This window comes from Gallalistipes aquisgranensis, assembly GCF_014982715.1.
Taxonomy (GTDB): domain Bacteria; phylum Bacteroidota; class Bacteroidia; order Bacteroidales; family Rikenellaceae; genus Gallalistipes; species Gallalistipes aquisgranensis.
This window is the reverse complement of sequence record NZ_JADCJY010000001.1, coordinates 744,616-767,808: the sequence shown is the minus strand read 5'-3', so window position 1 is coordinate 767,808 and position 23,193 is coordinate 744,616. Positions and strand designations below refer to the sequence as shown.

Sequence of the window (23,193 nt, the reverse complement as noted above, 5' to 3'; positions counted from 1 at the left end):
CTCGCTTATTGTAATAAATTGGTTTCGCTGTCCGGAATGTCGAACACGTATTTTCCGCTCATCTGGATGGTCTGCGAAGCGGCAGTCACCAGCGTGGGGCTGTTGATCCGTTTCAGGTAGAAGAAATACTGGCCTTCGCCGATGTTCTCTTTCCACATTTCGTCTTCCAGCTCCTTCATGAACTCGTCGAACGTGGAAGCGGAGACCTTATACCGGTTCCGGGAACGGGCCTGAAGTACCGCATTCAGCGTGGAAACGGCCTCGCTGATGACTCCGTCGCCCTGTCCGCTCTCGCCGCGGGCCTGACATTCGGCGATGATCATCATGATCTCCGACATGCGTATCACCGGGATCAGGGCGCCCTGCGTGTCGTTGGAAGCCGACTCTATATCGCCCCCCGTGCGGGAATATTTCACGTATTTGCAGGAAGCGTACACATTCTCCTGTTCCTCCTCGTCGGGACGGTTGATGCCGAACTTGTACCGGATATCGTACGTAGTCTGCCCCGTAAAACGGTTCTGCGGACTCCGCAGCGCCAGCATGAAATTGGCCGCAGCACTCTGGTTGGCCAACATCACGTCGTCGTAATTGTCCACCAGATACTGATCGTAGGAGGCGAAAATGATATCATCGTAAAACTTGATGGCACCCGACACACCGTTGGCCGTCGTATAGTCGGTCAGCGGAAACCATTCCTTGCAGGTGTCGTACACTTCTTTTGCCGTAGTCAGCGCATTGGCATAGTCACCCGCATACATATACACCCGGGCCAGCAGCGCCTTGACGGCCCAATAATGGAGCCGGGTGCCGCGGTAACCGAAGAACAGGCCCCTCGAATCGTTCGCTGCGAAACGGTTGGAAGCCGTCTGGAGCGCACTCAGATTCCGGTCGTTCTGCTCCAGCAGGGGCAGTGCGGCCTGCAGGTCTGCCACGATCTTTTCGAGCACCTCCCCGGTCGTATAGCGGGTGGGCACCTTGTCGGGATAAGTGGTCGAATAAGGAATCGACTTGGAAGTCCGGTCCACGACCGGAGCGGGCGCGAAAAGCCGCAGCACCTCGAAATGCATCAGGGCCCGGGCGGCCAGCGCCTCCCCGTGGATCATGCCCTTTTCGCCGCTGTCCACATAAGGGAACATCTGCGGATCGGCCTCCTCGATATGGGAGATGAGCACGTTGCAGTTGGCGACCGTGTTGTAGGCCGTTTGCCAGATACCCTCCATGTAGTCGAGCACCTCCTTGTTCTCGTAATCCATCTTCTCGGTGTAGGTGTACAGCTGGGTGTTGTCCATCGAACCGAAATCGTAATACTGGGACAGGGCACTCATAAAGCCCCAGGAGAGTTCCCGTCCGTAAAGATCGGCCGAAGCCATCTGCTGATAGATGCCGTTCAATGCCGAACGGTAACCGTCGTAGTCCTCGAACAGGTTTTTTTCGGTGGTCAGACCCTGCGGCGTGATGTCGAGCCAGCCGTTGCAGGACGAAAGCGACAGGGCGAGGACGCAGGCAGTGAATATTTTCGTGTATGATTTCATAACATGCATGACGATTAGAATGTAAGATTAAGCGTAAAGTTCATCACGCGCGAATAGGGATAGCTCAGACCGCGCTCCTGAAGTACGGAGCTGATATAGGCCAGGTCTTCCATGTTGGCGGTCAGCCTCAGCATTCCGAGCCCCCACCGTTTGACCAGCTTGGAGGGAAAATCATAGCTGACCGAAAGGGAGTTGAACTGCAGAGTGTTGTAGTCCTGCACGAAGCGCGAGGTGGGACGGGTGACCTGCGTGCGATCCTTGATATCTTTCAGAGGGGTCACGTCGCCGGGATTCTTCCAGCGGTCGGTCGAAACCCGCCGGTCCACGTTGTACCGTTCGAGGTTGGCGTTCTCCACCTCGCTCACCAGCGTGGAGTTGTAGCGCTGGCCGCCGAATTCGTAGAGGAACGAAGCGAAGAGCGAGAAGTTCTTCCAGCGGGCGTTCAGCCCGAACGAACCCTGGGCCCACGGCTCCGTATTTCCGATCTGCACCTGGTCGGCGGCCCGCCATTCGTAGGTGATCGTTCCGTCGGGACGCAGGTAGACCTCCTTACCGTTGGCCGGATTGATTCCGAGCGACCTCATGCCGTAGATGGCGTACATCGAACCGCCCTCCTGGTACTGGGTGAAGGTCTGCGCGTACTTGCTCTGCGTGGAATAGTCGTCGTAGTCGTCGTACTGTTTCTGCACCAGTTCGTTATAGGCACGCAGAGCATCGTTGATCTTGATGATCTTGTTCTTGTTGTGGGCCATATTGCCGTAAAGGGTCAGGTCGAGGTCCCGCGTGCGGTAGAAATTATACCGGAGGTCGAGTTCGAAACCGCGGTTGCTCACCTTGCCCAGATTATCCTTGTAACTGGTGAAACCCGAAGAGGAGGGAATCGTTACGTCGGTAATCTGGTCGATGGTCATCTTGTCGTAATAGCTGGCCTTGAACAACAGTCTGTCCTGGAAGAAGCCGAGTTCCAGACCGATGTCGGCAATCCGGGTCTTCTCCCACCCCAGGTCGGGATTGCCCATGTAGTAGAGGATATGCCCGGCACCCGTGGAATACCAGTCCGACGTGGAAGAGGTCGTATAGGTCGACTGGGCCGCATAAGCCGCATAGCCCACTTTACCGACCGTACCGATCGAACCGCGGATTTTCAGACGGCTGAGGGTCTTGTTACCCTTCAGGAACCCGTAATTGTGGATATTGATACCGGCACCGGCCGCCCAGAAGGGAGCCACCCGGTTGTCGCTTCCGAACTCGGACGAACCGTCCATACGCACCGAAGCGTCGAGCAGGTAGATATCGTCGTAGGTGTAGTTCGCCGAGAAGAACATACCGACCAGACGGGTCTTGTTCTTCGATTCGGTCGGTTTGCCATCCACCTGCGCCGCATCGTTGGGCGAGTTGAGCGATCCGGTCGAAAATCCCTTGTAGGTGGTGCTGCTCACCGTATAGTTGGTTTCGCGGATATTACCGCCCAGCGAGAAGTTCAGGTAATTCTTGTTGATATTGCGGTTGTACATGAACAGGATGTTGGCATCGTAGTAGGAGTTCTCCTGCCCGATGACCGTCAGCGATCCCAGTTCCGTGGGAGTGGCGAAGGCGCTGTTGGATGCGGAGAGCGGGTCCACGAACGTACGGTCGTCGGAAATGCGCTGGCTGAAAGCGATCCACGCCTTGGCTGTAAAATGGGGGGTCGCATAGAAGTTGATCGCAAAATTGTTCTGGAGCGTATGGTATTTGCTCTTGTCGAAACTGTTCAGATACTCCCGCTCGTAGAGGGGATTGAGCGCCGACTGGCCGAACCGCAGTTTCTGAAGATACTTGCCGGTCGTCTCGTCAATCGGGACGTTGTAGGGCAACATGTGGGAGAACTGCGAGAACGAATAGGGGGAATCGGTCGAGTTGTTGGCGTCGTACGAGGCACGGTTCATCAGCTGGAAACGGCCGATGCGGTAGTCGAGGAAAAGCCCGGCACCGTAGGTGTCGCGCTTGGAGTCCGCATGACACCCTTGTTGCCGGCATATTTCAACTCAACGCCCCACCGCACGTCGTTCTCACCGCCGTCGATATAGAGGCTGTGCTGATGATTGACGGCCGTGCGCAGGTTCTTCGACAGCCAGTAGGTATCGACCCCCCGGTTCACTTCGTTGAGTTTCGCGTAATACTCCTGGTTTTTCTGGTACACGCTTTCGGTAAAGTCGGTGGCATCGAACGAATAGATTCCCCCGTCGAGTTCGGCCTGCAGCTTTTCGCGGGCATTCATCAGATTGTAGGCCGACAGGTCGGGCATTTCGACGCTTCCGGTCAGATTGTAGGATATGCGCAGTTTGCCGGGTTCCGGAGCCCGCGACTCGATCACCACGACGCCGTTGGCCGCCCGCGACCCGTAGAGGGCCGTGGCTGCGGCATCCTTCAGCAGGGTCAGCGAGTGCACCCGGCTGGGGTCCATGTCGTAAATCTTCTCCACATCCACCTCGAAACCGTCCAGAATGAAGATCGGAAGGTTGTTGTTATTGGTCAGGTTCTGGCGCGAAATATCGGCCGTATTGGCACTCAGTTCGGTCGAAATACTGTTCTGACCGCGGATATAGAACTCGGGCAGCGCATTGGGGTTCGATCCCATCGTGATGTTTTCCGCAATACGGAACGAAGGATCGAAGACCTGGATGGCATCAATCATCCGCTTGGGCGAGACCTTCACGATATCCTCCTGCGAAATACGGGTGGTGTTGCCCGTAAAACCCTCCTTACGCACCTGCGCATAACCGGTCACCACCACATCGTCGATACTCTCCACCCTCTCGAGCAACTGCACGTCCACACTCGTCTGGTTGGTGTAGGGAACCTCGCGCGACTCCATGCCGAGGAAGCTGAATGCCAGCACCGTTCCGGGCCGGTTCGGAAACTTGATCGAGTAAGCGCCCTTTTCGTCGGTCACCGTCCCTACATTGGTCCCTTTGACCAGCACCATGGCACCCGCCACGGGAGCCTTCGTGGCACGGTTGGTCACCTTGCCCGTAACGGTCACCCGGGTATAGGACTGGGATTCGGTTTTCGAAGCGGTCTGCGCCTTTTCATCGCGGGGTTTGATGACGATCGTATCGTCGTTGATAGTGAAATCGAGTCCTGTGCCGCGAAGCGCCTCGCGTACCACCTCTTCGACGGGAGCGTTCTCCCGCCGGATGTTGATACCCTTGATCGCCTTGGCCGAACTGCTGTTATAGAGGACATAATAGCCCGTCTCTTTCTTGACGTATTGCAGCACGTCGTCGAGCGTTGCTCCCGTCAGGGAGATCGAAATCCGGTTCTTCCTCGGCTGAGCCAGATCCCCGGCCACCGCCGCATCCGACGCCGCCAGCGAAACCGCCAGCGTCAGCAGGGCAACGGCGCAAAGACCCCTCGCACGGGAGAGAAGCGCACATAAGTAAAGGTTCTTCATACAACTATTATTTAAACACATCGGTAAATTCGTCTGCACCGGAAATCCGGCATGGCGGATTACTTGTTCCGCGACCGAAGCTCCACACGGACTACGCCGTCTTCTTCGGAAAAGACCACCTCGTTGGTCAGGTTCATCAGGTCGGCCACTTCGTTGAGCGTCTCGTAGCGTTTGATCATTCCCGTGTAGAGCACTCCGTCCAGCGAAGGGGAAGAGGCGTCGATCCGCACGCCGTACCACCGCTCCAGTTTCCGGCAGATCGAACGCAAAGGTTCGTCGTAAAAGACCAGCAGTCCCCGGGTCCATGCGGAAAAGGAGTCGGCATCGACCTTGCGCACCGTCAGGCTGCCCCCACTCCGGTCGAACCCGGCCTGGAATCCCGGCTCCAGCACCGTCTCCCGTCCGGCGGCCGCGACCCGTACCGATCCTTCCACCAGCGTCGTCTCCACACGGGGTTCGTCGGCATAGGCCATCACGTTGAACGAGGTACCCAGCACGGTAAGACCGACCTCTCCCGCCAATACGGTGAAAGGACGGCCGGGATCGCGGGCCACATCGAAATAGACCTCCCCGGTCATCGAAACCTCCCGTTTTCCCTTTTCGAAACGGGGCGGATAGGTCAGGCTCGATCCTGCGTTCAGCCATACGCGGGTACCGTCGCTGAGCGTAAGCGAATACTCGCAGCCGATCGGCACCCTCACCGTATTATACGCGGGCTCCTCCGGTACAATACGGCCCGCCTCGGGAAAGTCCTGTTCGGCCGCGTAGGCCAGTTCGTTGCCCCGTATCTCGATCTTCGTATCGCAATCGGTAAGTTCTTCAGAAACGGAATCGGAAAGAATCACCTGCCGCCCCGAAGAGAGTTCGAGTACCGCGCCCCTGGCTCCGGGTCCGACCGTGGAGGAGAGCTGATTGCGTCCCGGATCGAAACGCTCCTTCGCATCGTGCAGCAGAATTCCGGTCGCCAGGACCCCCGCGAAAAGGACCGCGGCAGCAGCGAAACGGAAGGCACGCACCAACCGGCGCCGGCGCGTGTAGTGGCGGTCCGCCGCACAGACGGCCTTCCATGCCTTTTCCTTATCGTACCCGTACATGCGCCGCAGCTCCGTCCCCAGTTCGGAACGCCCCTCGATCAGGTCGAGAATCTGGCGGTTTTCCTCCGAAGCGGCGGCCCACTCTTCGAGCAGGGCCATCTCCTGCGGAGTGATCCTGCCCGAAATATAGGCAAGCAGCCATTTTTCCACCTGGGTATTGTCCATAACGTTCCCGTTTCTATTAAAGAGACAGGACCCGGGAAAAAATTCCTTACATATCCGAAATAAAAAACGGGCAAAACCCGTTTTTTTATCAAAAATCAATCAACCTGTTAAAAAAAGAATGTCATCATGAATTTCCGCAGGCTCTTCACCGAACGGTACATGTGCGTCTTGATCGTAGCCAGCGAAACGCCCAACTCCGAGGCGGCATCGGCATACGAATAGTTATTCAGACAGATCAACTTGACGACCCGGCGCGACTGTGCGGGCAACTTCTCGATGGCCTGGTACAGGCGGTGGAGCCGGTTGGCCCGTTCGACCGCATCGCGGCTCAGATCGAAGTTCACCTCGTCGGCGATCAGTTCCGATCCGTTGAGCTCCTCCCAGCGCCGCAGGGTGTGCGTACTGGCGTAATCCAGCGACGCATGGCGCACACACTTGTACAGATACTGCACGGGCGAGCGGACTTTGGAAAGATCGACCTTCGACAGGCGGATGAAGACATCCTGCACGATATCCTCGGCAACGGACTTGGAATGCACGATCTCCTCCGCGATATAGGCCGCGCTGCGGAAATGTGCATTGAAAAGGTCCTCAAGAGTCCGGGTTATCATGGTCGAATCGGTTTGAAGCAAAAATATAAATTCGATTAAAATATCAAAAAACTTTTTTCGGCCGAAAAAAACGGAATTTATAAAAACGAAGCCCTGCTACACAAACCGATTACGATTTAGTAGCCGGAAGCCGCCGGAGATGAAAAATAAAAAGCGGCGCCGAAAACATTTCGGCGCCGCCTATCCCGGTTTCGCTGTCTATTTGAAATATTTGTCGGCAAAATCCATGTACCGTTCCCAATCGTAAAGGGTTATATCATGTTTCCCTTCGCGGAGATGATAGGCCACATCCCCCTTCTGCAACGGCGTATTGACCGGGGGCAGCCCTTCGCCCTTCCACTCCAGCGGACGAAGACCGTAAAGCCGGTAGGCGTCGCCGCACAGGCGGGCCGCCCCGAACTCCCCGGCAGGGTCGGCCCACTGGTCCCGGCTGGCGCTCCCCACGTAGAGCGGACGCGGCGCCACGAGGGCCAGCAACAGGTGCTGATCGACAGGCAGGGCGAACTCGTTATCGTTGTACTTTTTGTAATTATCCGCGAACCAATACGGAAAATTACGGTTGATCCTCTCCACGTTCTCCCCCCGCTTGTTGCGGGCGAGAGCCGCGCCCGTAGAGCCGGAGTCGTTCGAAACCACCACGGAGAAACGGGGATCGCTCGCCCCGGCCCACAAGGCGGCCTTCCCCAGACGGGAGTGCCCGAGCAGGACGATCCTGCGGGCATCCAGCTCCCGGGCCTTTTCGAAATAGTCCACGGCCCGGCTCAACCCCCAGGCCCAAGCCCCGACCGCCTTCATCCGTGCGGAATCGGGCACCGTGCTTCCGGCATAAAGCATCGGAAGGACGCTGCCGTCGTATCCCTCCCGGCGATCGGAAAAGAAATCGCCGTTGAAAATCGTAGCAACCGCATACCCGCGTTCCACGGCCCTCTCATACGGCCACCGGGAGGCGGCACGTCCCCGAAGGGAGTCGGCCGGCCGGTTGATCCCTTTCGGATAGGGCACCCACCGATCGGTCATCAGCACGGCCGGATCGGAAGTGGTGGCGTAGTTTCCCTGAAAATTCAGCCCCACGATGACGGGAACGGGGCGACGCACCCCGTTGGGAATATAGAGCAGCATGTCGGCCGTACGTTCCATGCCGTTGGCCGCAAAAGTCATCCGGACCTGCCGCCGCGTGGCCTTGCCTCCGAGCGCACGGGCATCCTCTTCGAGCACCCGATAGGAGGTTTTCACCTTCGTGCCGGGATCGACACCGTACATCTGCGTGGCGAACAGCTCCAGTATCTCCGGCCGGCGTATCCGTTCCCACTCCCGGATAGTCGTCACGCGGACGCCGTCCCGCGTCTCCAGCACGGGCGGGCACCCGTCCGCCTGTTGTCCGAAACAAAGCGATACCCCCGTCACCGACAGGAGTATCGCCGCAATCCGCTTATACATAAAGGGATATTATTTCGCCTGCTGAGCCAGGTCGGAAGGGTCCTTCATCACCATCGACTTATCGACGCGGATGGCTACGTTGTTGTCCACTTCCACCAGCACGTAAGTCTCCTTCACCTCTTTCACAGTGCCGTAGATACCGCCTGCGGTAATGATCTTCTGGCCCTTTTCGAGCGCATTGCGGAATTTCATCAGCTCTTTCTGGCGTTTCTGCTGCGGGCGGATCATAAAGAAATACATCACGCCGAAGATCAGCACCATCATAATAAGGAACTGCATGCTGCCGCCGGCGCCGCTGCCTCCTGCTGCCTGCAATAGGATCGTCATTACATTCATTCTGTTCAGTTTTTAAAATTTAAGTTCCACAAACTTATGAAAAAAATATGAGACTGGAAAATTCCCCTTCAAAATTTAACGTTCCACCGGAGCCGGCACATACTTCATGGGAACCCCTTTCGAGGAGGGAGTGGGTTTACCGTCGATCGTATGGTCCTCCATGATTTCGACCCGGGAACCGTCGGACATAAAGCAATTCACGTGCAATTTCCGGATCACTCCCCCCTTTATCTCCCGGGCCAGGCGGCATCCTTCCGGCAGCCGGCGGCCGTCGAGCAGGGATTGGGTCGCGTACACGTCTTTCACATCCAGCGAAATATGGTTCAGCGACCCTTTCTGGGCCCGCGTGGGTTCGGTCTCATAGAGCATCAGTTCTATCGTCTGGTCGCCGTCGGGCACCTGCAGGTGGACCCAACTCACCTTGGCGGGGTCCTTCCCGCCCCTCCAGACCTCCCTGAAGCCCAGGATATCCACATAAAACGCCAGTGCCGCATCCAGATCGGCCACCATGAACCCTGCATGGCCCATGCGGCGGCTGATCCGGCTATCAGGCATCATTTTTCCCCGGGCAGCGGACGTCTTGCTGTCCGGCCGGTATTCGATGAACTCGTGACGCATACCCAGCGGACTGATGACAGAAATATGCCCGTTGCCGATCCGTCCGAACGTGGTTTTCGCCGACACTTTGCACCCTTTCGCCTCCAGATAGCGGCGCATTCCCTCCGCATCGTCGGTCTGGAAAGCCAGGTGGGTCAGGCCGGGTTCCCCTTTTTTCAGAGGCGTCAGCTCGACATACTGTTCGTCGTTGATCTTCACATAAAGGATACGGATATCCCCTTCGTCCCCGTCACGGATCACGACCGGCTCGGCGAAGCCCAGATAATCCCGGAAAAAGGAGCGGCTGTTCTCGATGTCGGCAGAGGCGAAACCGGCATGGGAGATTCCCAGTATCTTCGGACGTTCCGGAGTCTGTTGCGCTTCGGCCGCGAAAACGGCCAGCAACAGGACGAGCAATATCGTTTTTTTCATACAATAAGAAATATTATAAAGTTTCAAGGAATCGCACCGTCAGATCACATCGGCCGTAATCAGCAGTCTGAAAGGCTGTCCGCCGGCCGATGTGCGGATCGTGACCGTCTTGAGCTGCCAACCGTAAAATCCGCGGGAATCGAACGAAAAGGAAAAAGGCCGTCTCTCTCCGGGCAGCAGAGGCTGGCGGGGAAACTCCACCTCCGTACAGCCGCATCCGGTCTCCACGCTCAGGATCACCAGCGGGGTCTTTCCCGTGTTGAGCAACGAAAAGCGGCGGACGACCACTTCCCCCTCCCGCAACCGTCCCAGCGACACGGTGTCGCACGCCCCGCCCGCCCTGAGCAAAGAGTCGGACAACTCCAGTACGGGCCCTTCGGAGACGGAAGGCCGGGCGGGTTTCCGACCACCGCCGCAACCGACTGATGCCAGCAGGCAGCAGCAGGCAAGAACAGCCTGCACCCGACACCTTATTCCGACCGAACGTCCCATGCGGTCAAAAATACGAAAAATATTTCACTTGCGGGAAAATCCATGCAGAATCACATCCGCCGCCGCGCCGGACTAAAGAAGTCCCCGGCCCGTCTTGTTCACCCGGCCTTCGGCCTTCAGGCTCTCGATGATCTTGTCGAGCACGCCGTTGATGAACAGGCTGCTGCCCGGCGTACTGTAATATTTGGCGATCTCGATAAACTCGTCCAGGGTCACCTTGACCGGAATCGACGGAAAATTGAGCAGCTCGGCCAGTGCCGACGTCATGATGAGGTTGTCCATGAAAGCGATCCGGTCCACGTCCCAGTTCTGGGTGAACTTCTCCACGTAACTCAGATACTCCTTGTAATTGACCAGCGTCTTGCGGAACAGTTCGCGCACGAACTCACGGTCGTCGTCATTCTTGAATTCGGGAAGCAGCGGCACCTCCGTCATCGAGGCACGGCAATCGCCCAGCGTACGCACCACCATCACCAGCGCGAAATCCACGTCGTCGGCCCAGAGGATGGACTGTTCTTCGACCACCTCTTCGAGCAGGGCATTGTCGGAGACGGTCTTCACGTAGAAATCCTCTACCAGCTTGACGTCCTGGCGGTAACCCGATCCGGAGGCGGACATATAATCCCGGTAATAATCGCTCGCCACCAGCTCCGCGTAGAGCTTCTTGACAAGCTCCGGATAGTTCACCCACCCGAGCGACCGCTTGTCCAGGTAATCGGTCAGCTGCCGGGTGTTTCCGATCTGCCGGATCACGGCGTTGTCGATAAAACGGGTATTGGGATTGAGGTCCTCGGGCGTAGGCAGTTTCTTCTTCCGCCCGAGTTCGATACGCTCCTCGGCATAACGGGCCACGTCGACGATGAGCCAGAGCATCTGGTGGTAGAGGTCGTATGTCTTGTCGATGCCGGTCATGAGATTCTTCTCCGAGGCGATCAACGAATCCGATTCCGATTTGAAATGTGCGTAGAGGGCTTTTATGGCTTTAATTCTTAATAATCTCCGGCTCAGCATATTTTCAGAACTTATTTTTCGGCTGCAAAAGTATGCAAATTTTTTCGGAAAACATATCTTTGCGGAAAATATTCGGAAACGGTGTACGACGTAATAGTCATAGGGGGCGGAGCAGCAGGATTGATGGCGGCAGGAACGGCTGCACGGCTGGGGCACAAGGTGCTCCTGCTGGAAAAGATGGAGAAGGCCGGACGCAAGGTGCGCATTACGGGCAAGGGACGTTGCAACCTGACCAACATGCGGCCGCACGAGGAGTTCCTCGAAATGGTCCGCACGCACGCCGATTTCTTCCGTCCGGCTTTCAAAGCGTTCGACAACCGCAGCACCGTGGAGTTCTTCACCCGGCTGGGCGTAGCGCTGGCCACCGAACGCGGGGAACGGGTCTTCCCGTGCAGCGGCCGGGCCTGGGACGTGGCCGACGCGCTGGTGGGCTGGTGCGTCCGGGGCGGAGTCACGGTGGAGTACGACGCCCGGGTCACCGACATCCGGACGGAAAAGGGACGTGTCTGTGCCGTGGAGTACGCCGAACACGACAGCATGGCCGCCTACTCCGGCCGCAGAAGGAGAAAAAACGAACCGAAACGGCCGGAGATCCGGACGGAGAGCTGTCGCAACGTCATCCTCTGCACGGGCGGGGTCTCCTACCCCGCTACGGGATCGACCGGCGACGGTTACACGCTGGCCGACCGGCTGGGACACCGCATCGAACCCGTCCGCCCTTCGCTGGTGCCGCTCGAAAGCGATCTGCCCCAAATCCGCACTCTGAGAGGATTGCAGTTGAAAAACATTACCGCACATCTGTCGGTCGACGGGCGGCGGGTCGCCTCGGAATTCGGGGAGATGGAGTTCACGGACCGGGGCGTGGGTGGAGCCATCGTCCTGCGTCTGAGCCGGGACGCCGTCGATGCGCTGATCGAAGAGCACCGGGTCGAACTGGTGCTCGACCTGAAACCCGCCCTGTCGGAAACGAAACTGGACGCCCGGATCGACCGGGAGCGGGAGTTGTTCGCAGACAAGGACGGGGCACGGCTGGAAGACCTGCTGCGCAAGCTGATTCCCCGTTCGCTGGTGCCCCATCTCGCCCGTAAAATGGGGCTACAACCCCGTATGACCCTTAAAAGCGTATCCCCCGACAGGTTGCACAGCCTGACGGACATCCTGAAAAACTTCGTCATTCCCGTTTCGGATTACCGCCCTTTCGAAGAGGCCATCGTCACGGCCGGGGGAATAGACGTCTCACAGATCGACCCGACCACCCTTCAGTCGAAACTGATCGGGGGCCTCTACTTTGCCGGCGAGGTGCTCGATCTGGACGCCAACACGGGCGGCTACAACCTGCAGATCGCCTTCTCGACAGGACATCTGGCCGGACAACTGAAAGAAAATCCAACCGTATGACACACCGCTATCATATCCGCAACCGCATTTTCCGCATCGCCCTCACATTGGGCGCCATGACCCATATCCGCCACTGGCGGGGACACGGAGTCCACTCCCCCTACACCTATTCGCTGATCCGGAACGTCTTCATGAAACGGCGTATCCTGGGAGACGATCACTCGCTGTACGACCGTCTGCGCGGAGAAGGGCTTCCGGAAAAAGGTGCCGTCCAACTGCAAAATCTGCACAGTTATTGCGGAGAGCACCGTTTCAGTATCGTCCTGCGGAACGACCAGCCCGACCCGCTCACGGTGCCCGCCGGAGAAAAGGCGGTCCTGTGCGTCCTTTTCCCCCGCCAGAACAGGACCCGTATCCGACGCTGCCGGCAGATGGTCCGCGAACACAACGGGCTGAGCATCGACAACCGCAGGTACATGCTTTTCTTCTACGACAACCGGCTGACGAAGTTGCACTATAAACTGTAATGCCATGAAAATCTATACGAAAACAGGAGACCAGGGAACGACCTCTCTCATAGGGGGTACCCGTGTAGGCAAGGATGACCCGAGAGTGAACGCTTACGGCACGGTAGACGAACTGACCGCTTTTGTCGCCCACCTGCGGGACAGCATGGACGGAGAGGAGAATAATCTGGAACTGTACCGCAACGACCTGCTCAACATTCTGGAAGCGCTGATGACGGTAGCCGCTCTGCTCGCCACCACGGAAGAGGCATCCCCAAAAGTCCCCCCGCTGCAACCGGAGCGGATCACTTTTCTGGAGAAACGGATCGACGAAATCTCCGCCGGACTCCCTCCCCTCACCCACTTCACCATTCCGGGGGGGCATCCGCTCGTCTCCCTCTCCCACATCTGCCGCACGGTATGCCGCCGGGCGGAACGGGCCGCCATCGCGGCAGGGCACGGACATCCGGTCTGCAACGATGCCCTGGTTTACCTGAATCGCCTTTCGGATTACCTTTATGTACTCGGCAGGGGGCTCAGCGAAGAATTTAATGTAAAAGAGGTCTACTGGATGCCCGAAAGATAAATTTTTTTATACTTTTGCAAATTCGACAATAAACCACTTTAAATCATAACCGCTATGTATTGGACACTGGAGTTAGCCTCAAAACTGGAAGACGCACCGTGGCCCGCCACCAAAGACGAGCTGATCGACTACGCCGTCCGGTCAGGAGCCCCGCTTGAGGTGATCGAAAACCTCAACGAGATAGAGGATGAAGGAGAAATCTACGAAAGCATCGAAGACATATGGCCGGATTACCCGAGTAAGGACGACTTCTTTTTTAACGAGGAAGAATATTGATCCTCAACAACTTTAGTTTGTGTCCGGAAAGAGCGGTTTTCGAAAAACCGCTCTTTCCGTATTTCAGGGATTGTTGTCCCGACATATCAACTTTCCGATAATTTTCGTTTATCTTTACACCTCTTTCAGAAACGAAAAAGACATGATCTCAATCCACCCGAACAAACGCACAGTCGGCAATTCGATAAAGGCGATAGCGTACTCCCTTTTTCTGATGCCGCTGATGTTCTCGTGCACGACCGGAACGGAAATTCCGGTTCTCCTGGAAAACGTGAGCCTCCGCTCCGTCCGGCCCGAGGGCTGGCTGCACACGATGCTCACGAACCAACGCGGGCACCTGACCGGATACCTCGACACGATCGCCTATCCGTTCACTCACGGCGGATGGGGCACCGAGCCGTTTTATTACATGAAAAACGGGGAAAGAAAGGTGACATGGGAACCCTACGAACAGACGGCCTACTATCTCGACGGTGTACTCCGCTGCGGATACCTGCTGGACGACGAATTTCTCATAGGGAAAGGCACCCGAGCCATCTACGGCAGTATCGAAACAGCCTCTCCCGAAGGCGTGATCGCTTCCGAACTGCATGGAGAAAAGGGGTCCCGCTGGCCGCATTCGATCTTTTTCCGGGCATGGATGGCCGAATACGAAGCTACGGGCAACCCGATCATTCCCGAACGGATGGAGCGCCACTACCTGAACGACACCGTACGCTACCGGTGGAGAGACCTGTGTAATGCGGAAGCCCTGGCCTGGCTCTACCGGAAGACCGGCAACGAGCGACTTCTCGACCGGATCGTCTCGCTCTACGAAGCGCTCGTACCCGAAAACTCCGGGGATTACGCCTCCGGCGAGAAACAGGAGATTCACGGGGTGACCTACCTCGAAATGCTGAAGGTCCCTCTGATGTATTACATGGTGACCGGAGACGGGGCGGGCCTTCGTACCGCCCGCAACGGATTCGACAAGATCGACCGCTGGCACATGCTTCCCGACGGGGTGAACAGCAGTGAAGAGGGCCTCTCGGGAAACGGCAGCACCAACACCCACGAAACATGCGACATCGTGGACTATTCGTGGACCTGCACCTACATGCTGAAGCTCACACGCGAGACGCAGTGGGCCGACCGCATCGAACGGGCCGTGTTCAACGCCGGACTGGGCGCCATTACCAAAGACTTCTCCGCACACCAGTATCAGTCCTGCCCCAACCAGGTTTTCTGTGACGACCGCTCCAGTCTCGTGGCCGCTTACGACGGAAGCAGAATGGCCTACCGGCAGTTCCACAAGCCCCCCTGCTGCACGGGCAATGTAAACCGGATGTTTCCCATCTACATAGGATCGCAGTGGATGACCGACGGAGACGCTCTTTATAAGACACTTTACGGTCCGGGGTCCGTCACCCACCGGACTGCCGGCGGGGAGATCGTTCTACGGGAAGAGTCGGTCTATCCCTATACGGACACGGTGACTCTGCACGTGGTATCGGGTCACGGACGCTTCCCGCTCTACGTCCGCATTCCGGGATGGTGCCACACGCCCGCCGTGGCGGTGAACGGCACGCAAATGCAGGGGGTGGAGAGCGGGACCTTCTTCCGGATAGACCGGGAATTCGCCCCGGGCGACAGGATCACGTTGTCGCTACCCAAGAGGGCCGAATTCCAGAAATGGAACGGCTACGACGCCATGGTAGTGAACTACGGACCGCTGCTTTTCGCACTGAACGTGGAGACGGAAACGGAACGGAAGACATACTCACTGGAAGCCCCGTACGACAAACCGTTTTTCGGTTACCGGATGAACCCCATCTCCGCATGGAACTACTTCCTGTGTGTGGACGGTACGGACAACTCCCTGATCCGGGTAGTGAAAACGAAGATCACCCAGCCGGAAAATCCGTGGACGGAGTCGCCCCAGCCGCTGCGGCTGAAAGTTCCCCTGGCTCCGGACTACTCCTGGCGAACGGCCTACTACCGGGACGAGAAAGAGTACGTTCCCGTCACTCCGGCCCTGCCCACCCGCGGCGCCATGATGTTCTCGACACGACGTATCCGCCCCGAGGGAATCGACCTGGTTCCCTATGGCAGTACGCAACTGCGCATCTCCATGTTCCCCTATTGGAAAAAGAAGAATATCGACCCGGGAGCCCTGGCGGCCGAATAACCTGTCCGGAAAAACTCAAGAGAAAACGGAGAGGGCCGTCCGAATTTGTCGGACGGCCCTCTCCGTTTTTCCTACCGGGGATACGATGTTCCCGGCATCGCAGTCATTCATCTCCGCGCATCGCCCCTTTCGGACAACTCTCCACACACAGGCCGCACCCGATGCACAGACCGGCATCGACGAACGGCAACCCGTTTCCCTCCTGCGAGATCGCTCCCGCCGGACATGCGTCGATCAGGGGACAGCGATGGTTCTGCGGACATTTTCCGGGATCGACCGATACGGACATGATTTAGGCTTTCAGCAGTTCCGCGATGACTCCCTCCAGCTGGGATTTCGACATGCCGCCCACCGAAATCCGGGGTTTACCCTCCCCCGCCGCGAACAGCAGCGTGGGGATGGAACGGATACCGAAGGCCGCAGCCAGTTCGGGATTCTCGTCTACGTTGACCTTATAAATATCGACCTTTCCGGCGTATTCGTCCGAAAGTTCCTCGAGTACGGGCGAAAGTGCCCGGCACGGCCCGCACCACGGAGCATAGAAGTCGATCACCGCCGGACGGCCGCCGACGAATTTCCATGCAGCAGGGTATCCGGCCGGATCGGCCACCTTTTGCGCAAATTCCGATTTATTCAAATGTATGGTTGCCATAATTTTCTGTTTTAAAGCCCGGGAAACCGCCGGCAGCAACCGGCCGTCCCGGATCGTTTACACTCTTTTTTTTCGTTCCGGATCATTTTTCAGCACATCCCAGACGGCTCTCCACTTCCTCTTTCGGAAGCCTCCGGGTGCAGAAGAACCAGTCGTAACAATGTATCTCACCGCTCTTGTCCTCGACCCGTTCTTTGGCCACGCCGCAACTCCCGGCCGTGGGCACGATCACCTCGTCGCCCGGACGCCAGTCGGCCGGCAGGGCCACGCCGAAATTATCCACCGTCTGCAGACCGACCAGCACCCGCTTGATCTCGTCGAAATTGCGGCCCAGTGCCAACGGATAGTACATGATCGTGCGGATCGTGTCCTTCGGGTCGATGAAGAAGACCGCACGCACGGCGGAAGTCTCGCTCTCTCCCGGCTGGATCATCCCGTAGAGTTTGGCGACCTTCATCGACACGTCGTCGATCAGCGGAAAATGGATCTCGACATCCTTCATTCCCTTGTATTCGATCTTCTCTCGGATCGTACGCAACCAGGCGATGTGGCTGTACAGCCCGTCCACCGAAAGACCCACCAACTGACAGTTGAGCGCCTCGAATTCGTCGGCCATTTTGCCGAAAGTCATGAACTCGGAGGTGCAGACCGGCGTGAAATCGGCCGGATGGCTAAACAGGATTTTCCATTTACCCTTGAAATCAGCGGGAAAATTGATCTTACCCTGCGTGGTGACTGCCTCGAAAGCAGGCGCCTTTTCCCCGATACGGGGCATTACGTTTACTTCGTTTTCCATGATTGACTGTTTTTATCTGTTCATTATTTTCGTTTACAAGGCAAAGGTAGGCACAGGAGAATCATAAATCAAACAGATAGGAACTATCCCGTAATTCACAAAATCTATACCAACCGAAACGAAGGGGAGCCGGACGTCCCCGCAGGGTCCCGCAAAGGAAACGTCTGCCCGAAAAATGGCTCCGTATTTGTACGGAAAGAAAATACAAAACTCCGCTGCATGGAAAACAAGAACCGATTCATTCTGGCCCTGGACCAGGGGACCACCTCTTCGCGGGCGATCCTCGTCGATCACGACTGCCGGATCGTGGCCTCCTCGCAGAAAAGCATCGAACCGCTCTATCCCCGGCCGGGCTGGGTGGAGCACGATCCTCAGGAAATATGGGCTTCCCAGTCCTCCGTAGCCGCCGAAACCGTAGCCAAAGCCAACCTCTCGGGGCTCGACATCGCCTGCATCGGTATCACCAATCAGCGCGAAACCACTATTCTCTGGGACCGGGAGACTTCACTCCCGCTTGCCAACGCCATCGTCTGGCAGGACCGGCGCACCTCCGCCTACTGCGAAGAGCTCCGCGAAAAAGGGTATGACAAGATGATTTTCGAAAAAACGGGCCTTGTCCTCGACGCCTATTTTTCAGCCACGAAAATCCGGTGGATGCTCGACAACATCGAGGGTATCCGGGCCAGGGCGGAGAAAGGAGAGGTCTGTTTCGGCACGGTGGACAGCTGGCTGGTGTGGAAATTCACTCGGGGCCGGTATCACATCACCGACGTGACCAATGCCAGCCGCACCATGCTCTACAACATCCACACCCTCCAGTGGGACGACGAACTGCTGGAACTGTTCGGCATTCCTCCCTCGATCCTGCCGGAAGTGAAACCGAGCAGCGAAGTCTACTGCACCACGGCCACCACGCTTTTCTCCACGAAAATTCCCATCTCGGGCATCGCCGGAGACCAGCAGGCCGCCCTCTTCGGACAACTCTGCACCGAACCGGGTATGACCAAGGCGACCTACGGCACCGGCTGCTTCGTGATGATGAATACGGGCGACCGGCCCCGCATCTCCGCCAACCGCATGCTCACCACCGTCGCCTGGCAGATCGGAGGCCGGACGACCTATGCTCTGGAGGGCAGCGTTTTCGTGGGAGGAGCCGTCGTCCAATGGCTGAGGGACGGTCTCCACCTCTTTTTCACGGCACCCCAGAGCGAAGCGCTGGCCCTGTCGGTCGAAGACAACGGAGGGGTCTATTTCGTTCCCGCCCTCACGGGCCTGGGGGCTCCCTACTGGGACCAGTATGCCCGAGGCCTCATCATCGGACTGACACGCGGCACCCATGCCGGCCACATAGCCCGGGCAGCGCTGGAGGCGATCGCCTTCCAGGTCTGCGACGTGGTGAAGGCCATGGAAAAAGACATGGGACGGCCCGCCATCGAGATGCACGTGGACGGAGGGGCGGTCTCCAACAATTTCCTGATGCAGTTCCAGGCCGATCTGACACGTGCCGGGGTCGTACGGCCGGAGATTCTGGAAACCACGGCCCTGGGAGCCGCTTTTCTGGCCGGACTGGCTGTCGGGTTCTGGCGGGATACCGGGGAGATCGCCTCGCATATCGCCGTCGACCGGCGGTTCGACCCTGAAAAGTCGCCCGCCGAGGCCGAAGCCCTGCTCGACCGCTGGCATAAGGCCGTGGAACGGGCCCGGGAATGGGCAAAGGAGGAACTTTAAACAGAAAGAGATGACACCCTTCACCGCGGAATTGCTCGGCACGATGCTGATGATCCTGATGGGCGACGGCGCCGTGGCCAATGTCGTGCTCGTTCGCACCAAAGGTCACGGGGCCGGATGGCTGGCCATCGCCACAGCCTGGGCCCTGGCCGTATTCGTCGGCGTTGTGGTGGCGGGACCTTACAGCGGAGCCCACCTCAATCCCGCCGTCACGCTCGCGTTCGCTCTTTCAAGCAAATTCCCGTGGACAGAAGTGCCCGCCTACCTGCTCGCCCAGATGCTCGGCGCAGCACTGGGAGCCCTGTTGGTATGGCTCTTCTACCGCCGCCACTTCGAAGTCACGAAAGACCCTGCGGCCAAACTCGCCGTGTTCTGCACGGACCCGCAAATCCGCTCGCCCCTGTCGAACCTGTTCAGCGAAACAATCGGCACCTTCGTTCTGCTTTTCACCATTTTCTATATCACCACCGGAGAGATCACCCTGACCGACTCCCTTTCCACCCTGCCGCTGGGGCTCGGTTCAGTCGGAGCCCTCCCCGTAGCCTTCACCGTGTGGGCGATCGGCCTGTCGCTCGGAGGTACCACGGGTTATGCTATCAATCCGGCCCGCGACCTGGCTCCCCGGATCGTGCACGCCCTTCTACCCATCCGGGGCAAGGAGGGGAGCGGCTGGAGCTACGCCTGGATTCCCGTTCTGGGCCCTCTTTTGGGCGCTTCGCTGGCGGCTCTGCTCTACCGGGCCCTCGCTTAAACCGCTAAAAACAGCCGTGTAACACCTTCTTACTTGCACGGATAAAAATTAGTTCCTATATTTGCAATCCCGATGGGGATTGACCCATGGTGTAATGGTAACACAGCAGATTTTGGTTCTGTCGTTCCAGGTTCGAATCCTGGTGGGTCAACAAAAAACGGAAAGCGTCTGACAGGTCAGGCGCTTTTTTTGCAAGGAACCGCACTAAACGAGAAAAACGATGGAACTGATTTCGCTGCGACCGACCGACAGTCAACTTTGGAGCCAGGCATGGAAACTTTACGAAGAGAGTTTCCCTCCCTACGAACGCCGTTTGCCCGAAGATCATCTGCGGGCCATGCAAGACGGGGAGTTCCATTGCCAGGTGGCCGTACGCCGCGGGGAAAACGGAGCCGCCCCCGCCCTTCTCGCCCTCTTCTTCTACTGGGAACACGGTCCGATGGTCTATATCGAGCACATCGCCGTCGATCCGGCGCTCCGGGGCCAGAACATCGGGTCCACCCTGCTGGGTCAGTTTCTGGCCCGGCATGTCGAATCGACCACCATCCTGGAAATCGACCCGCCGGTGGACGAAGTGGCGCAGCGGCGTCTGCGGTTCTACCGCCACCAGGGATTCGTTTCCAACGACTACGAATATTTCCACCCCTCTTACGGAACAGGGCCCGTACACCCGCTCACGATTCTGAGTTACCCGCGTGCCATCACGCGCACGGAGTTCGACGGATTTCTGCGCTACATGCGGGAAAAGGTGCTGAGCTACACGGCCGCAGCAGCCGCCACCGCGGAATAGCCGCAGCCCGGGCCGGCAGTTACTGTAAAATTTACGCTCTGAGACCCTCTCCCGCCGATCGGCACGAGGGGCGGTCCGCATCGTCATTTCCCCGTATTTTCCCCGCATACTTAGCGTACTTTTTACAATAAGTTTGGATTTGGAAACAGGTTTTTCTAATTTTGAATAACCTGAAACGGATCATGCAATGGACTCATCCTTCAATCCTTCGGTATCGGTAGATTGCGTTATCTTCGGCTTCGACGGCACGGCACTCAAAATCCTGCTCATCGAGGTGGAGCGCAACACGGAGAGGGAAGACACCGCGCCCCCCGACTACAAACTGCCCGGCAGCCTGATCCGGCAGGACGAAGACCTGCGTTCGGCCGCCTACCGGGTGCTGGAAGAGATGACCGGTATCCGCGACATCTTCCTCAAACAACTGCATGTCTTCTCCGAGCCCCGCCGGGTGGAGGGCGAATACCTCCGCTGGCTGAGGGAATACTACCGGGTGGAGACCGACCGGGTAATCACCGTGGCCTACTACTCGCTGCTCAAACTGAGCAAGGGAATCGAACTCCACACCCGCCGCAAACGGGCCGTATGGGCCGATGTCCAGCATGTGCGCCACCTGGGACTCGACCACAAGAAAATTCTGGTGGAGGCACTCTCCACCCTGAGCCGCGAACTGACCCACTCGCCCGTGGCTTTCGAACTGCTTCCGAGGAAATTCACGATCCGCCAGTTGCAGTCCCTCTACGAGGGTATCCTCGGGATCGAGATCGACAACCGAAATTTCCGGAAAAAGATCTTCGCCTCGGGCTATCTGACTCCCACGGCCGAATACGAAACGAACGTGGCCCACAAACCGGCACGATATTATACCTTTAATAAAACAGCCTACGAAAAGGAGCTCCGCCGCAAATTCCGGCAGGGTTTCATCCGCTGGCACGAGTAAACCGAAACGCAACCGCAATTATGAAAACACTGGGTATCGACATCGGAAGTTCTTCCGTCAAAGTCTCCCTGCTGGACGTGGACACCGGCCGGTGCGCCGGTTCCGTCACCCTGCCCCCGACGGAAATGCCCATCGACGCGCTCCGTCCCGGCTGGGCCGAACAGGACCCTCAGATGTGGTGGGACTACGTCTGCCAGGGCATTCGCACGCTCGCCGGACAACACCCCATGAAGGAGATCGCCGCCGTCGGCATCACCTATCAGATGCACGGTCTGGTCTGCCTCGACAAAAAGGGCGAACCGCTGCGCAAATCCATCATCTGGTGCGACAGCCGGGCCGTAGAGACGGGCGCCGAAGCTCTCGAAGCCCTCGGCCGGGAATACTGCCTCGCCCGCACGCTCAACTCGCCGGGCAACTTCACGGCGGCCAAACTGGGCTGGGTACGGAAAAACGAACCGGACGTCTTCGCCCGTACCGACCGGTTCATGCTGCCGGGCGACTACATCGCCTACCGCCTGACGGGAGAGATCAGCACCACGCACAGCGGACTTTCGGAGCAAATCCTGTGGGATTTCGCCGCCGGCAAACGGGCCAATTTCGTAGCCGACCATTTCGGCATCCCGTCCGGGATGATTCCCGAAGACCTCCCTTCGATCGGTATCCAAAGCCGTACGAATGCGGCCACGGAAGCGCTACTGGGCATTCCGGCCGGCACACCCGTCTCCTACCGGGCCGGCGACCAGCCTAACAACGCCTTCTCGCTGAACGTGATGGAAAGCGGCGAAATCGCAGCCACGGGCGGCACGTCGGGTGTGGTGTACGGTGTCACAGACACGCCGAAAGCCGATCCCCTTTCGCGTGTGAACACCTTCCTGCACGTCAGCCACAAGGCCGACGCCCCGCGCTACGGCGTGCTGCTCTGCATCAACGGAGCGGGTATCCTCAATGCGTGGACCCGCCGTACGGCAGCCCCCGAAATGAGTTACGAAGAGATCAACGCCCTCTGCGAAACGGTTCCGGCCGGTTGCGAAGGGGTCGTCATGCTTCCCTTCGGGAACGGCGCCGAACGCATGCTGGAAAACCGCTACACGGGAACCTCCCTCTCCGGCATCGACCTGAACCGCCATACTAGGGCCCATCTGCTGCGGGCCGCGCAGGAGGGAATCGCCTTCGCATTCCGTTACGGCATCGACATCATGCGCGAAGTGGGCCTCGACCCGACCGTGATCCGGGCCGGGAAAGCCAACCTTTTCCTCAGCCCCCTTTTCCGCCGCACGCTGGCGACCCTCACCGGAGCCCGTATCGAACTCTACAACACCGACGGATCGCTCGGTGCAGCCCGGGGTGCAGCGCTCGGCGCCGGACTTTACCGCAACCGGGAAGAGGCTTTCGCCTCCCTGCACCGGCTGGAGACCGTGGAGCCCGCACCCGCCGACCGGGTGGCGCTCGAAAAAGCATACGATACGTGGAAACACGAACTGGAATCGAAACTGAACTCATAAACCAATCAAAAAATAATCAAGACC

At 58.1% G+C, this 23,193-nt stretch carries 23 protein-coding genes and 1 tRNA gene; 11 read left to right on the top strand and 13 right to left on the bottom strand.

The window, feature by feature from the left end:
* Positions 1–5: 5 nt before the first annotated feature.
* The 10 genes from INF32_RS02760 to INF32_RS02715 all read right to left on the bottom strand — a co-directional run bounded on the left by INF32_RS02760 (position 6) and on the right by INF32_RS02715 (position 11,140).
* Positions 6–1,532, bottom strand: a complete 1,527-nt coding sequence (locus INF32_RS02760; RefSeq protein ID WP_226386889.1) for a RagB/SusD family nutrient uptake outer membrane protein — start codon at positions 1,530–1,532, stop codon at positions 6–8.
* Positions 1,533–1,546: 14 nt separating this feature from the next.
* Positions 1,547–3,457 carry a TonB-dependent receptor domain-containing protein gene (locus tag INF32_RS02755; protein ID WP_226386888.1) on the bottom strand — a complete coding sequence of 637 codons (1,911 nt, stop codon included), beginning with the start codon at positions 3,455–3,457 and terminating at the stop codon, positions 1,547–1,549.
* Entirely contained in the window at positions 3,457–4,965 is a 1,509-nt protein-coding gene (locus INF32_RS02750) for a SusC/RagA family TonB-linked outer membrane protein (protein ID WP_226386887.1), read from the bottom strand. Before INF32_RS02750 ends, INF32_RS02755 begins: the two co-directional genes overlap by 1 nt.
* A 59-nt stretch (positions 4,966–5,024) precedes the next feature.
* Positions 5,025–6,224, bottom strand: a complete 1,200-nt coding sequence (locus tag INF32_RS02745; RefSeq protein ID WP_226386886.1) for a FecR family protein — start codon at positions 6,222–6,224, stop codon at positions 5,025–5,027.
* A gap of 107 nt (positions 6,225–6,331) precedes the next feature.
* A complete protein-coding gene (locus tag INF32_RS02740) occupies positions 6,332–6,835 on the bottom strand; it encodes a sigma-70 family RNA polymerase sigma factor (RefSeq protein WP_226386885.1) in 504 nt (167 codons plus the stop codon).
* A 198-nt stretch (positions 6,836–7,033) separates the two neighbouring features.
* Positions 7,034–8,272, bottom strand: coding sequence for a glucuronyl esterase domain-containing protein (locus tag INF32_RS02735; protein ID WP_226386884.1), 1,239 nt, complete (start codon positions 8,270–8,272; stop codon positions 7,034–7,036).
* A 9-nt stretch (positions 8,273–8,281) separates the two neighbouring features.
* Positions 8,282–8,608 carry a preprotein translocase subunit YajC gene (gene yajC / locus INF32_RS02730; protein WP_226386883.1) on the bottom strand — a complete coding sequence of 109 codons (327 nt, stop codon included), beginning with the start codon at positions 8,606–8,608 and terminating at the stop codon, positions 8,282–8,284.
* A 75-nt stretch (positions 8,609–8,683) separates the two neighbouring features.
* Positions 8,684–9,637 (bottom strand): VOC family protein, encoded by a 954-nt coding sequence (locus INF32_RS02725; RefSeq protein WP_226386882.1) that lies wholly within the window; start codon positions 9,635–9,637, stop codon positions 8,684–8,686.
* A 39-nt stretch (positions 9,638–9,676) separates the two neighbouring features.
* Positions 9,677–10,099 carry a DUF1573 domain-containing protein gene (locus tag INF32_RS02720; protein WP_226386881.1) on the bottom strand — a complete coding sequence of 141 codons (423 nt, stop codon included), beginning with the start codon at positions 10,097–10,099 and terminating at the stop codon, positions 9,677–9,679.
* Positions 10,100–10,201: 102 nt separating this feature from the next.
* Positions 10,202–11,140 (bottom strand): transcription antitermination protein NusB, encoded by a 939-nt coding sequence (locus INF32_RS02715; RefSeq protein WP_226386880.1) that lies wholly within the window; start codon positions 11,138–11,140, stop codon positions 10,202–10,204.
* Between the two features lie 81 nt (positions 11,141–11,221).
* On the opposite strand from INF32_RS02715, the gene INF32_RS02710 reads away from it, so the two are divergent.
* The 5 genes from INF32_RS02710 (at position 11,222) to INF32_RS02690 (ending at position 16,013) form a co-directional block, all read left to right on the top strand.
* On the top strand, positions 11,222–12,538 hold the full coding sequence (locus tag INF32_RS02710; protein WP_226386879.1) for a BaiN/RdsA family NAD(P)/FAD-dependent oxidoreductase: 1,317 nt from the start codon (positions 11,222–11,224) through the stop codon (positions 12,536–12,538).
* On the top strand, positions 12,535–13,005 hold the full coding sequence (locus INF32_RS02705; RefSeq protein WP_226386878.1) for a hypothetical protein: 471 nt from the start codon (positions 12,535–12,537) through the stop codon (positions 13,003–13,005). Before INF32_RS02710 ends, INF32_RS02705 begins: the two co-directional genes overlap by 4 nt.
* 4 nt (positions 13,006–13,009) lie before the next feature.
* Complete coding sequence (locus tag INF32_RS02700) at positions 13,010–13,570, top strand: cob(I)yrinic acid a,c-diamide adenosyltransferase (RefSeq protein WP_226386877.1); 561 nt, start codon at positions 13,010–13,012, stop codon at positions 13,568–13,570.
* A gap of 54 nt (positions 13,571–13,624) precedes the next feature.
* Positions 13,625–13,846, top strand: coding sequence for a DUF2795 domain-containing protein (locus tag INF32_RS02695; RefSeq protein WP_226386876.1), 222 nt, complete (start codon positions 13,625–13,627; stop codon positions 13,844–13,846).
* 142 nt (positions 13,847–13,988) lie between these two features.
* Complete coding sequence (locus tag INF32_RS02690) at positions 13,989–16,013, top strand: beta-L-arabinofuranosidase domain-containing protein (RefSeq protein WP_226386875.1); 2,025 nt, start codon at positions 13,989–13,991, stop codon at positions 16,011–16,013.
* A gap of 103 nt (positions 16,014–16,116) precedes the next feature.
* On the opposite strand, the gene INF32_RS02685 is transcribed toward INF32_RS02690, so the two are convergent.
* From INF32_RS02685 to INF32_RS02675, 3 genes are all read right to left on the bottom strand, one after another.
* Positions 16,117–16,302, bottom strand: a complete 186-nt coding sequence (locus INF32_RS02685; RefSeq protein ID WP_226386874.1) for a 4Fe-4S binding protein — start codon at positions 16,300–16,302, stop codon at positions 16,117–16,119.
* Between the two features lie 3 nt (positions 16,303–16,305).
* Positions 16,306–16,665 carry a thioredoxin gene (gene trxA, locus INF32_RS02680; RefSeq protein ID WP_226386873.1) on the bottom strand — a complete coding sequence of 120 codons (360 nt, stop codon included), beginning with the start codon at positions 16,663–16,665 and terminating at the stop codon, positions 16,306–16,308.
* Positions 16,666–16,747: 82 nt separating this feature from the next.
* Entirely contained in the window at positions 16,748–17,461 is a 714-nt protein-coding gene (locus tag INF32_RS02675) for a peroxiredoxin (RefSeq protein ID WP_226386872.1), read from the bottom strand.
* A gap of 219 nt (positions 17,462–17,680) precedes the next feature.
* Between INF32_RS02675 and glpK the strand changes: the two genes are divergently transcribed.
* The 6 genes from glpK (at position 17,681) to INF32_RS02645 (ending at position 23,169) form a co-directional block, all read left to right on the top strand.
* The gene (glpK, locus tag INF32_RS02670) at positions 17,681–19,189 is read left to right on the top strand and encodes a glycerol kinase GlpK (protein WP_226386871.1); all 1,509 of its coding nucleotides are present in this window, start codon (positions 17,681–17,683) and stop codon (positions 19,187–19,189) included.
* Between the two features lie 10 nt (positions 19,190–19,199).
* On the top strand, positions 19,200–19,940 hold the full coding sequence (locus INF32_RS02665; RefSeq protein ID WP_226386870.1) for an MIP/aquaporin family protein: 741 nt from the start codon (positions 19,200–19,202) through the stop codon (positions 19,938–19,940).
* A gap of 80 nt (positions 19,941–20,020) precedes the next feature.
* Positions 20,021–20,091 (top strand) — tRNA-Gln (locus tag INF32_RS02660).
* Between the two features lie 69 nt (positions 20,092–20,160).
* Complete coding sequence (locus tag INF32_RS02655; RefSeq protein ID WP_226386869.1) at positions 20,161–20,730, top strand: GNAT family N-acetyltransferase; 570 nt, start codon at positions 20,161–20,163, stop codon at positions 20,728–20,730.
* Between the two features lie 187 nt (positions 20,731–20,917).
* Positions 20,918–21,667: an NUDIX hydrolase gene (locus tag INF32_RS02650; protein WP_226386868.1), complete on the top strand. Its 750-nt coding sequence runs from the start codon at positions 20,918–20,920 to the stop codon at positions 21,665–21,667.
* A 20-nt stretch (positions 21,668–21,687) separates the two neighbouring features.
* On the top strand, positions 21,688–23,169 hold the full coding sequence (locus INF32_RS02645; RefSeq protein WP_226386867.1) for a xylulokinase: 1,482 nt from the start codon (positions 21,688–21,690) through the stop codon (positions 23,167–23,169).
* The last annotated feature ends 24 nt before the right edge of the window (positions 23,170–23,193 follow it).